Annotated in this window: 11 protein-coding genes; 6 read left to right on the plus strand and 5 right to left on the minus strand. The window is 68.8% G+C overall.

The features are described from left to right. Positions 1 to 66: 66 nt before the first annotated feature. Positions 67 to 504 (minus strand): type II 3-dehydroquinate dehydratase, encoded by a 438-nt coding sequence (aroQ, locus tag ACAM49_RS21655; RefSeq protein ID WP_369637361.1) that lies wholly within the window; start codon positions 502 to 504, stop codon positions 67 to 69. A 37-nt stretch (positions 505 to 541) separates the two neighbouring features. Next, positions 542 to 1,138: a hypothetical protein gene (locus ACAM49_RS21660; protein ID WP_369637362.1), complete on the minus strand. Its 597-nt coding sequence runs from the start codon at positions 1,136 to 1,138 to the stop codon at positions 542 to 544. A 461-nt stretch (positions 1,139 to 1,599) separates the two neighbouring features. Here ACAM49_RS21660 and ACAM49_RS21665 point away from each other — a divergent pair, with 461 nt between their 5' ends. Further along, positions 1,600 to 3,153, plus strand: a complete 1,554-nt coding sequence (locus tag ACAM49_RS21665) for an NTF2-like N-terminal transpeptidase domain-containing protein (RefSeq protein WP_369637363.1) — start codon at positions 1,600 to 1,602, stop codon at positions 3,151 to 3,153. A gap of 15 nt (positions 3,154 to 3,168) precedes the next feature. On the opposite strand, the gene ACAM49_RS21670 is transcribed toward ACAM49_RS21665, so the two are convergent. The 3 genes from ACAM49_RS21670 to ACAM49_RS21680 all read right to left on the minus strand — a co-directional run bounded on the left by ACAM49_RS21670 (position 3,169) and on the right by ACAM49_RS21680 (position 6,295). Next, complete coding sequence (locus ACAM49_RS21670) at positions 3,169 to 3,555, minus strand: DUF3054 domain-containing protein (protein ID WP_369637364.1); 387 nt, start codon at positions 3,553 to 3,555, stop codon at positions 3,169 to 3,171. Between the two features lie 69 nt (positions 3,556 to 3,624). Continuing rightward, complete coding sequence (locus ACAM49_RS21675) at positions 3,625 to 4,773, minus strand: YbhN family protein (protein WP_369637365.1); 1,149 nt, start codon at positions 4,771 to 4,773, stop codon at positions 3,625 to 3,627. Positions 4,774 to 4,777: 4 nt separating this feature from the next. Beyond that, on the minus strand, positions 4,778 to 6,295 hold the full coding sequence (locus ACAM49_RS21680) for an adenylate/guanylate cyclase domain-containing protein (RefSeq protein WP_369637371.1): 1,518 nt from the start codon (positions 6,293 to 6,295) through the stop codon (positions 4,778 to 4,780). A 173-nt stretch (positions 6,296 to 6,468) separates the two neighbouring features. Between ACAM49_RS21680 and ACAM49_RS21685 the strand changes: the two genes are divergently transcribed. From ACAM49_RS21685 to ACAM49_RS21705, 5 genes are all read left to right on the plus strand, one after another. Continuing rightward, positions 6,469 to 7,674: an AI-2E family transporter gene (locus ACAM49_RS21685; RefSeq protein WP_369637372.1), complete on the plus strand. Its 1,206-nt coding sequence runs from the start codon at positions 6,469 to 6,471 to the stop codon at positions 7,672 to 7,674. Continuing rightward, positions 7,658 to 8,848, plus strand: a complete 1,191-nt coding sequence (macS, locus tag ACAM49_RS21690) for a MacS family sensor histidine kinase (protein ID WP_369637366.1) — start codon at positions 7,658 to 7,660, stop codon at positions 8,846 to 8,848. The genes ACAM49_RS21685 and macS overlap by 17 nt, the downstream gene beginning before the upstream one ends. A gap of 15 nt (positions 8,849 to 8,863) precedes the next feature. Further along, on the plus strand, positions 8,864 to 9,538 hold the full coding sequence (locus ACAM49_RS21695) for a response regulator (RefSeq protein WP_369637367.1): 675 nt from the start codon (positions 8,864 to 8,866) through the stop codon (positions 9,536 to 9,538). 109 nt (positions 9,539 to 9,647) lie between these two features. Beyond that, entirely contained in the window at positions 9,648 to 10,313 is a 666-nt protein-coding gene (locus ACAM49_RS21700; protein ID WP_369637373.1) for a DUF1707 domain-containing protein, read from the plus strand. Between the two features lie 73 nt (positions 10,314 to 10,386). Then, entirely contained in the window at positions 10,387 to 11,202 is an 816-nt protein-coding gene (locus ACAM49_RS21705; protein WP_369637368.1) for an alpha/beta fold hydrolase, read from the plus strand. Positions 11,203 to 11,456 lie beyond the last annotated feature (254 nt).

Raw genomic sequence — 11,456 nt, forward strand, 5'->3', positions numbered from 1 at the left:
ACAAGCTATTTATCCGGGCATGAAAAAGGGCCCGGCTCGAGGTGAGCCGGGCCCTTGATCAGTGCGCTAGCGCGTGCAGAGGAACTCGACGGCCGCCGCGTAGCCCTGGATTCCCATCCCCGCGATCACCGCGGTAGCGATGGGGGAGACGTAGGAGTGGTGCCGGAACTCCTCGCGCGCATGCACATTGCTGATGTGCACCTCGACGATCGGCACCTCCGGGATCACCAGCGCGTCCCGCAGCGCCACCGAGGTGTGCGTGAGTCCACCCGGGTTGATGACGATTCCGGACTCCATGCCGCGGGCCGCGTGGATCCGGTCGATCAGCGCGCCTTCGTGATTGGACTGGAACGCCACCACCTCCCGGTCGAACCGGGCCGCGGTCTTGCGGCACAGCTCGACCACATCGTCGAGGGTGTCCGCCCCGTAGACCTCGGGCTGACGGGTGCCGAGCATGTTCAGGTTCGGACCGTTGAGCACCAGGATCGGGGCGATTGCAGGCATGCGCCCACTCTACGACCACAGACCTCGCGGTCCGTGGCTACAGGCCCTGCGGGCCCTCGGAGCGCAGGTCGTCGACTTTGCGCATGGCCGAGCGCAATTCCTCGAGCCACTCCTCGGCGTGCTGACCGGCCAGCTTGACCGTCCAGGCCAGGGCGTCGGAGCGGGAGCGGGCCACGCCGGCGTCGACGAGGGTGTCGAGCACCTTGCGCTCGGGCTGGCGCAGCCGGGTCATGACCGGAACGGCCAGGTGGGTGAACATGATTCGCTCGCCGTTGACCGTGACGCCCCAGGCCACATTGCGGCCGTAGCGGGCCTGGGCCTCCTGGGCGATCTGCATGCGGGCGGGTCGGGTGGATTCCCGGAAGCGGGCCAGGATGCCCTCCCGGGTGGCCTGCGGAACCGCGGCGGGGGCGGCGTCCGCGGGGGTCTCGGCGGCGGGTTCGGCTGCGGGGAGGGGCAGTTCGCCGACCACGACGATCTCGTCGCGATCGATCTCGAGGGTTGCGGGTCCGGTGAACCAGTCGGCTGGCAATCGTCCAGCGAACCAGTCGTGAGCGTCCGAGGTGTCCGGAAGATCGGCTTGCTGCCAGCCGCCGGTGCGCCCGAAACCGTGTCCACGATGTCCGTGTCTCATGTTGGTCACTCTCACTTACTGCATGGAGTTGTAATACTGATTACAACGTTACGTCGTTTCCGCTCGCGTGGATTCCGCTCTGGGAGAACGAGGTTCGCCGGGTTCGCCCCGAATGCTCCGGAGTGCTGTCACCAGTGAGAACCGAACGGTCTCCCGAGTCTCGAATACGCCAGGGGCCGTAACCGACCGGTGATCATGTAAGTGGTCACTGCTGACCGATTTCGGCACTATGGTGGTGCTCAGAACAAGCACGCCTGGTGGAAAGGTGGAGCCGCCGACATTCGGCGCGCGGTACCGTGGACCTGTTGCTGTTGTGGCCAGAGTGAAGAGTGGGCGATATGGATGTGTGGGGATCCCGCCGCTTCCGGGTACGGGGTGCGATCGCACTCGCGGGCGTGGCTGCCGTCGCGATCGCGATGGGGTCATGTGGTTTTCGGGAGCGATCGACGGGTGCGGAAGCGGTGGTCGAAAAGTTCGCCTCGCTGATCGACAAGAAGGACTATGAGGGAGCGTCGCGGCTGACCTCCTACCCGGCGGGGGCCTCGGCAACGCTGAAGCAAGTTTTCGAGGGTCTCGATCCCGGCAAGCCCGACTACCGCATGACCCAGTACATCAAACTGGACGGTACGACCGGCCTCTTCTCCATGACCGGCTCCTGGAATTTCGGCGAGAAGCGCGACTGGAAGTACGACCTGCAGGGCACCGTGCGCAACCTCAGTGTGGGCTGGCGCATCTCGTGGGATCCCGCGCTGGTCATGCCGCAGATGGACGCCAAGCGCAGCGCCAAGCTGGTGCGCACCTTCGCCCAGCCCTCGCCCAAGGTGAACGACATCGTGGGCCAGCCGCTCATGGCCGAGCAGACCATCAATGTCATCAAGCTGGATCCGGCCAAGATCACCGACCCGGTCGCCTCCACCAACGCGCTCGCCGCCGCCATCGCACCCGTCGCCCCGCTCATCGACGGACCCGCTCTGATGCAACAGCTCTCGGCCTCGCAGGGCAAACCCATCGTCGCGGTGAACCTGCGCGACGGCGACTTCAATATCCTGGAACCGCGCATGGCCCCCATCCCGGGCGTGGTCATGGAGAAGCAGCCCAAGCTCATCTCCGTCGACCGGCGCATCTGGTCGCCCCTGCTGGACGCGCTCACCAAGGTCTGGCAGGACAATCGAGACCAGCACTCCGGCTGGGGAGTTCAGCTCTTCGAGCCCGACGGCCGCTTCGTCACCCAGCTGGCCGGCGAGCAGGTCCCGCCCGGCGCCGACATTCCCGCCACCATGGACCAGCGGCTGCAGCGCGCGGCCGAGGACGCGGTGGTGAGCACCGGCTCGCCCACCTCCATCGTGGCCATCCAGCCCTCCAGCGGCGCGGTGGTCGCGGCCGCGCAGAACTCGCAGGCCACCGAGCGCGGCAATATCGCCTTCACCGGGCTGTACCCGGTGGGCGGCATGATCGAGCTGTTCAAGAACGTCGCCGCGGTCACCAAACACAAAGCGCCGCAGGATGTCTCGGTGGGCGACGCGGCGGACGCGGCCAGCCTGCTCGGGATCGGCATCGACTTCAAGGTGCCCGGCCTGGACGAGACCACCGGCCGCCTGCCCACCGGCAAGAACGCCGCCGAGAACGTCGGGCGCGGCAATGCCGCGGACTCGCTGCTGGCCAGCCCGTGGGGCATGGCCATCGCGGCGGCCGCCGTCGCCAACGGCCAGGTGCCCAAGCCCATGATCGCCATCGGCCAGCCCGCCACCACCGAGGCCGACCTGGCCGCGCTGCCCGGCGAGGCCACCGACCGGCTGCGCGCCATGCTGCACGACGGGGTGGGAGCTCCGGAGATGGCCAGCCTCAACCGGTATCGCGATGTGCAGGCCTTCGCCGCGACCACCGGCAACAACGGCTGGCTCATCGCCACCATGGGCGACCTGGCCTTCGCCGTCCACATCGACGATCCCGACAGCGGCGACCTGACCGCGCGGGTGGCGGCGCGACTGCTCCAGTCGCTGGCCCAGCCGGACTAGCGGACGCGGGCCCGGCTACCGGGCCCGCAGGATCTGGAAGGCCGCGCGCCAGCCGATCAGGAACAGCGCCAGGAAGGTCGCGGCCACCAGGAAGAAGCTGAACGCGACGCCCTGACCGGACACGGCCCGCAGCAGCATGCCGCCGATCAGGGTGCTCAGCCACAGGATGACCCCCGTCGGCCACACCGCGCGGCCGTCGAAACGCCGTGCCGCGCTTGCCCCCTCCCGGCCCGAGGCCACCGCCACCGCGATCACCCAGCCCAGCACCAGGCCGGTGCCGAAGGGCCAGAAGGTCCGCAGCAGGCCCGCGCCCAGCACGGCCTCGTCATGGCTGCGTCGTCCGAGGATGCAGAACACGACCACGAGCACGACATCGGCGGCGAACGGCACCAGTTTCCTCACGCGCCAAAGGGTAACGGGCGGCTCGGGCGCGCCCGTGGAGGGACACCGCACCCGGGGCTGCCGGCCGGGTCAGGCGGAGCTGCCGTCCTGGTCGGCCTGGGGATTGGCGCGGCGGCGGTCGGCGACCAGCGAATTGCCGCGCTGCTCGAACTCCTTCTCGTACGCCGCGTCCTCGTCGTCCTGGGGCTTGCGGAACAGGAACAGGAAGACGATCCAGCCGACGATGGCCACCAGGATGAAGCTGATCAGGCGGTACAGGAAGGCCGCCGCCACGGCCTGGGCGGCGGGGAGTCCGGCCGCCGCGGTGAGCGAGTAGATGAGCGTCGCGTCCACGTAGACGATGCCGCCGGGCGCCAAAGGGATGGTGCCCACGGCCTTTCCGGCCGCGAAGGTCAGCATGAGCGCGGCCCAGCGCGGATCCGCGCCCACCGCGTAGCAGGCGAAACCCAGGCAGGCGACATCGGCGAGCCGGTGCACCAGCGCCCACACCGCGACCCACGCGCCGTCGCGCTTGCCCAGGTCCACCGATTCCAGCTGGGCCAGCACCTCGCCGACCTTGTCCATGCCGGTATCGACGGGCCGGTGGCGAATCCGGTTGATCCGCTGCAGAATTCGCCGAGCCAGCGCCTCGATGCCGCCCGGATGCCGGGACACGTAGTTGAAGGCCCAGATCAGCGCGGCCATGGTGCCCAGCGTGAGAATCACCTTGAGCGGGCCCACCCGGTCCCCGGCCAGCACGGTGCCGAACAGGCCCAGCAGCGTCAGCCCGGCCGCCGCCACCACGCCCGACATCACCAGCTGCCAGGACGCCACGATCGGGCTCGCGCCCCAGCGCCGGGTCTGGCGATAGGTGAAGGCGGCCGAGAACACCTGGCCCGCGGGCAGGGTCAGCGACATGCCGGTCGCGCCGTACACCACCGACACCGATTTGCGCTGGCTCACCTCGACGCCGCCGGCGTGCAGCAGCTGCTTCTGGATGCGGCCGAATCCGCTCATCGAAACGGCCTGCATGACGATGCAGGCCGCGACCCAGCCCCAATGGATTTCGGTGAGGTTCTTCCAGGATTCGTGCAGGCGCGGATAGAGATAAACGCCCTCGGAAATCAGCAGCGCCACCAGTGCGGCGCCGAGAACCCATTTCGCCCACCAGAACCTGCCACGGCGCGAGTTCTCCGCGGGCGGCACAGGTTCGCCGCGCAGCTCACCATGGGCCGTCACGTCGTCAGCCTAACGAACTCGCCGCCGCCTCGTCTGCATCAGTCGGGTCGGTGCTCTGCAATGGCCAGGCCAGACGCGTTTTCCGGCGGCGTCCGCGCAGTTGCACCTCTTCGCCGGTCTGCCAATGCCGCTGCTCGTTCTCGTCGGCGAAGAACAGTGCGCTCGAGGAGGTCAGAACACGTTCCGGTCGATCCTTGGCGAGTTCGGTGAGTCGCGACGCCTCGTTCACCGGATCGCCGATCACGGTGTATTCGAAGCGATTCGCGCCGCCGATATTTCCGGCGACCGCGAGCCCCGCCGAAACGCCGATGCCGATATCCAGCCCGGCCACCTCGCGCAGGGCTTCGCGCAGCTCACGGGCCGCGGCCAGGGCGGCGGTGGGCGCGTCCGGACGGTCCAGCGGCGCACCGAAGATGGCCAGTGCGGCATCGCCCATGAATTTGTTGATGAGCCCGTGATGGCGGTCGATGACATCCACCACGACCCGGAAGAACTCGTTGAGCAGGCTGACCACTTCGGTCGGCGGGCGTTCCGCGGCGGTGGCGGTGGAACCGACCATATCCACGAACAACACGGCCACGAATCGGGTTTCACCACCGAGTTCGGTGCCGTACTCGAGGGCGCGCCGCGCGACATCCTCACCGACGTGCTGGCCGAACAATTCCTGCAGTTCCCGGCGTTTCGCGGCCTCGCCCATCATGCGGTTGAAGCCAACCTGCAGCAGTCCGATTTCCGAACCGTCGAATACTTCCACCTGCACATCCCGCGCGCCTTCCTGCACCCGGTCGATGGCCTGGCTGAGCTGGCGGATGGGATCGGAAATGGAGGAGCCGGTGAGCATGGAAAGCGCCAGCGCCTGCATGATCACCACACCGCACAACAGCAGAATCGAAACGGCCAGCGACTGCGCGGAAAACTGGACGCGGGAAGAAATCTGGGTGACGCACAGCAGCACGATGGCGATGGTCGGCGCGAAGGTGCCCATGCCCCAGGTCATGGCCATGCGGGTGCCGACGCCCGCGGTCAGCGTGTGGTCGAAGGCGCCCGTGGTCAGCGCCTCCGCCGCGACCGGCCGCAGAATGCGCTCGCCGAGCATGTAGGTGAAGCCGAAAACGATGGTGGCGGCCATACATTCGGTGACGATCACCGCGGCGGCCAGTTGCGGCGTCCGGATGATGATCACCCACGCCAGCACGCCGCCGCCGACCAGCCACAGCACCAGATGCAGGATCGCCTGCCGCAGTGGCGCGTGCAGCGCGGCCATCTGTTCCTGCCGCGACGGCGGCCCGCCCCGCACCTGCCAGCGCATCACCGGCCGCAGCATGAGCGCCGACGCGGTCACGCTCAGGAAGCCGCCGATCGAGAACACCAGCCCGGGAATCAGCAGCCCGGTCTGCCTGGTCGCGCTGGTCTCCCCTTCGGGAACCGGCAACCCGTATTGGATGAAGGCCCACACCAGGACAGCGCCGAACGCGTTGGCCGCGAGCATGGAAGCCAAGTACAGCGGCCAGCGTGTTTTCATGGTCTGTTTGACCGCTTCCAAAGGCGCTGACACGATCACCAATCTAGCGTTTAGATCGTCGGTGCATGCCCACGGAGGTTTCGGCCGTTAGGCTCGCCAACGTGAGTGAGGTGCAGGCAAGGTCCAGCAGATCCGGCAAGTCCGGCGGGGAACGGCGCCAGGACGCGGAGGCCGTGCACCCGATCGTGCGGCAGACCGCGGAGTGGTGCTGGCGGCTGCTGATCATCTTCGCGGCGGTGCTGGCGGTCGCCTATCTGGCGCGCAAGCTGTCCACGGTCACCATTCCGATGTCGATCGCGCTGCTGGGCGCGGCGCTGATGGCGCCGCTGGTCAACTGGATGCAGCGGTTCGGGGTGCCGCGCGCGATCGGCGTATTCGTCGCGCTGGTCGGGGCGCTGGGACTGCTCGCCGGAATCATGACCTTCGTGGTGGAGCAGTTCGTCTCCGGTGTGCCGCAGCTGTCGGACGAGTTCAAGACCTCCGTGCACCAGGTGCAGGACTGGCTGATCAACGGGCCGCTGCACCTGAGCAACGATCAGATCCGCAATGCGGGCGACACCATCGTCAAGACCGTCGAATCCAATAAGGACGCGCTGACCAGCGGCGCGCTCACCACCGCCTCGATCATCGGCGAATTCTTCACCGGCACCTTCCTGACCCTGTTCATCCTCATCTTCTTCCTCTACGGCGGGGACCAGATCTGGGAGTTCTGCACCCGCATCGTCCCGACCCCGCATCGCGAGAAGGTGCGGACCGCCGGGCGGCTGGGCTTCGGCACCCTGACCGGATTCGTGCGCGCCACCGTCATGGTGGCGGCGGTCGACGCCATCGGCATCGGCGCGGGCCTGGCGATTCTCAGTGTGCCGCTGGCACTTCCGCTGGCCTCGCTGGTCTTCATCGGCGCGTTCATCCCGATCGTGGGTTCGTTCATCGCCGGATCGGTGGCGGTGTTCATCGCGCTCATGACCAAGGGTCTGGTGACCGCGCTCATCGTGCTGGGCATCACCGTCGCGGTCATGCAGCTGGAAGGCCATGTGCTGCAACCACTGCTGATGGGCCGCGCGGTGCGCATCCACCCGCTGGCCGTGGTGCTCGCCATCGCGGCGGGCGTGGTGCTGGCCGGACTGGCGGGCGGTCTGCTCGCGGTGCCGTTCGTTGCCGTCCTCAATACCGCCATGCGCTCGCTGCTGGCCGATTCGCCGGAAGAGGCGTACCAGGAACTGCATACCGGCGAGCCGGGCGAACCGATGTTCCACGCCGACCCCGACGATCCGAACGAGATCCGAGTCCCCCCGGTGCCGGCCGACCCCGCGGCCCCGGGCGATACCGACCGCCAACCCTCGAAGCCACCCGGCGGCAGCGGTGACGCCGGGGACTGACACCGATCCCGACTGGGCCGCCTCCGCGCCGCTGTGGCGCGCGGTGCAGGCATTCCGGCTGGTCACGCTGCTGTACGCGGTGGGCCAGCAGATCGCCTCGGTGCCCTACTACACCAATCAGCGGCTGAGCTGGTTCCTGGTCGCGATCATGGTGGTGTGGTCGGGCATCTCGGCGGTGCTGTTGTCGCAGTGGCGGATTCGTCACCATCCCCGGGTCCGCACCGCCGTCGTGATCGGCGATCACGTGGTGGTCATCGCGCTGATCTTCGCCACCCGGCTGATCGCCTCCTACGACTGGTATCACGGCCATCAGACCCTGCCCACCACCCTGTGGGCCGCCAATGCCGTTGTCTCCGCGGCGATCCTGTGGGGACCGCTGGGCGGCATCTGCTCGGGCCTGCTGATCTCCGCGGCCGTCATCACCGCCCGCGCCCAATGGGATTTCGACGTGTGGCGCGACGCCACTCTGCCGGTGCTCATCTCGGTCGGATTGGCCCTGGGCCTGGCCTCCAACACCGCCCGGCGCGCGCACGCGCAATTGCAGCGCGCGGTCCGGCTCACCGCCGCCTCCGAGGAACGCGAACGGCTGGCGCGGGAGGTGCACGACGGAGTGCTGCAGGTGCTCAGCTACATCAAGCGGCGCGGTAACGAGATCGGCGGGCCGACAGCGGAATTGGCGCAGCGGGCGGGCGAGCAGGAGGTGGCGTTGCGGGTGCTCATCTCCGAACAGGGCGCGCGCCCCGACTCCGGGGGCGCGGAGGAGGATCTGCGGCCGTTGCTCACCGCCCAGGCGACCCCGTCGGTCTTCGTCTCCACCCCGGGCGAGCCGGTGCTCCTGGGCCGCTGGGCCGCCCGGGAAATGGCGGCCGCGGTGGCCGCCGCCCTCGCGAACGTGGTCCAGCACGCCGGTCCGGGCGCGAAAGCCTATGTGCTGCTGGAGGATACCGGCGATGAGCTCATCGTGAGCGTGCGCGACGACGGCCCCGGCATTCCGCCGGGACGGCTGGCCGAGGCGGAAGGGCAAGGCCGCATGGGTGTTTCGCGCTCCATCGTCGGCCGCGTCGAGGCGCTCGGCGGCACCGCGCAACTGCTGTTCGAGGCGGCACCCGCCGAGGGTGAGGAAGGGGCCGGTGCGGAATGGGAATTCCGCGTGCCCCTGGAACGGCGACAATGAGATGCGGAGGCGGATATGACCGAGGCTGAGCCGGATAGGACCGAGCGCATCACCGTGATGGTGGTCGACGACCACCCGATCTGGCGCGAGGGCGTCGCCCGCGACCTCGCCGAGGCCGGATTCGAGGTGCTCGCCACCGCCGACGGGGTCCGCGCCGCCGCCGCCCGCGCGGCCGCGGTCCGACCCGATGTGGTGCTCATGGACATGCAGCTCCCCGATGGCAACGGCGCGGACGCCACCACCGAGGTGCTGCGCGTCTCGCCCCGCACTCGGGTGCTGGTGCTCTCGGCGTCGGCCGAACGCGACGACGTCCTCGACGCCATCAAGGCGGGCGCCACCGGCTACCTGGTCAAGAGCGCCTCGGCCACCGAACTCCTGGACGCCGTCCACGCCACCGCCGCCGGTCAGGCCGTCTTCACCCCGGGCCTGGCCGGACTGGTTCTCGGCGAGTTCCGCCGCATCGCCAACACCCCCGCCGACCGCGACGAACCCCACCGCCCCGCCCTCACCGACCGCGAGACCGAGGTGCTGCGCATGGTGGCGAAGGGCCTGTCCGCCAAGCAGATCGCCACCCGGCTGAGCCTGAGCCACCGCACCGTCGAGAACCACGTGCAGTCCACGCTGCGCAAACTGCAGCTGGGCAATCGCGTGGAACTGACCAGGTACGCCATCGAGCAGGGCCTCGAGTAGGGGCCGGAGTTCAGGGATTGCCCTGATGCGGCGGCGGCCCCGCGCTCGTAGCCTCGAAGGCATGGGAGGTCCTGAAGCGGTTTCCGCGATCGCTACCGGCAACGCCGTGATCGGCGACCGGGATCTACGGGTATCTGATGTCGAACGCGAACATGTCGGCCGGCTGCTGCAGCGCGCGGTCGGGCTGGGCATGCTGTCGCTGGGGGAATTCACCGAGCGCATGGACACCGCGCTCGCGGCCAAGACCCGAGGCGAGCTCAATACGGTCCTGGTCGATCTGCCGGGCATCCGGCTGGTCGGTCAGCCCGCCCCCGCCGGGCAGGCCTACGCACCGCAGCCGCCGCGGTACGTGGCCGCGCACCGGATGAGCACGCCACCGGGCTACGGCATGTCACCTGCGGTGCCGGGCAATGTGATTCGCGCGCGCCTGTCCAGCGTGGAGCGCAAGGGCAACTGGCACGTGCCGCCGAGCCTGATGATCAACAGCCTGCTGGGCAGCGTGCGCCTGGACTTCACCCAGGCCGTCATGTCCACCCAGGTGGTCGAGATCCACGTGAACGACACCTGCGGTTCGCTCGAACTGATCGTCCCGCCCGAGGCGACCGTCGATATGAACAATATCGACCTCATCGCCTCCAGCGCCGAGACCAAGGTCCGCACCGGCCCGCCCATCGGGCCGCTGCACATCATCGTGCACGGCACGCTGCGCTTCAGCTCGGTGAAGGCCAAGCAGCCCTTCGGAACCGGCTGGAAGCGCTTCCTCAACGGCGTGTGACCGCCCGCGTCCCGCCGGGGTCGAGCGCGATCGGGCCCGGCGGCAGACGGTTTCGGGCGGTAAGGTCACGCGCATGGTGGAAGGCGTCGAGATCCCGGAGGCAGTGCACAGATCCGGCGGCGGCGAACCGCTGCTCCTGCTGCACGGGGTGCTGCTCACCTGGCAGTCCTGGGGCTCGGTCCTCGACGAACTGGCCACCGGATACCGCGTGCTGGCGCCCACCTTCCCCGGCCACTGGGGCGGTCCCGAGGCGGCCCGGCCCGCCACCGTCACCGCCCTGGTCGACCACTGCGAACGCCTGCTCGACGAATCCGGTTGGGACACAGCGCATATCGCGGGGAATTCGCTCGGCGGCTGGATCGCCCTCGAACTCGCCGCACGTGGCCGGGCCCGCTCCTGCACCGCCATCGCCCCCGCGGGCCTGTGGCGCACACCCGCCGCCGCGGATTCGCTGCTCCGCAAGTTCCGCGCCTTCGGACCCCTCATCGGCCTGGGCCCCGACCGTCAGCCGACCATGCCGAATCTGCTGCGCAGCCTGCTGCTCCCGCTGCTCGCCAGCCGCCCCGCCGATGTGCCCAATCCGCTGGCCAAGGCCATGACCGCCGCCATCACCGAATGTGCGATCGTCGACGATCTGGCCGAAGATCCGGGTCTCCCAACGGGTTTCACGGGCCTGGCCGACCTGGATCTCCCGGTCACGATCCTGCTCCCCGAGCACGACCGCATCCTCCCGCCGCACATCTACCGACCCCTGACTTCGACGCCGACCCTCGATGTGCGCCCGCTCCCGGCCCTGGGTCACGTCCCGATGCTGGAGGACCCGGACGTCGTCACCGCCGAGATCCGCGCCACCATCGCCCGCGTCAAGGCCCCCGCGCACCCCGCCTGACCCGCCGCGAAATCTCACCCGGGCCGATTGAGGTAGTAATCGCGGGTGGCCCGGGTACTTCTACTCATGTGACCGAACGCCCTGGTCGAGAGTATGGCGGACATGAATCTCGCCATCGATCCTCGCCTGATCGCGCGGCTGTCGACTGAATTCACCTCGCTCAGCGAGCACTTGAACGTCCTCGGCCGCGACCTCGAAACGCTCCGTTGCCAGGTGGTCGCCGAAAACGCCCGTACCGCCCCGCAACCCACCCC

This window comes from Nocardia sp. JMUB6875 (assembly GCF_041154655.1).
Taxonomy (GTDB): Bacteria; Actinomycetota; Actinomycetes; order Mycobacteriales; family Mycobacteriaceae; genus Nocardia.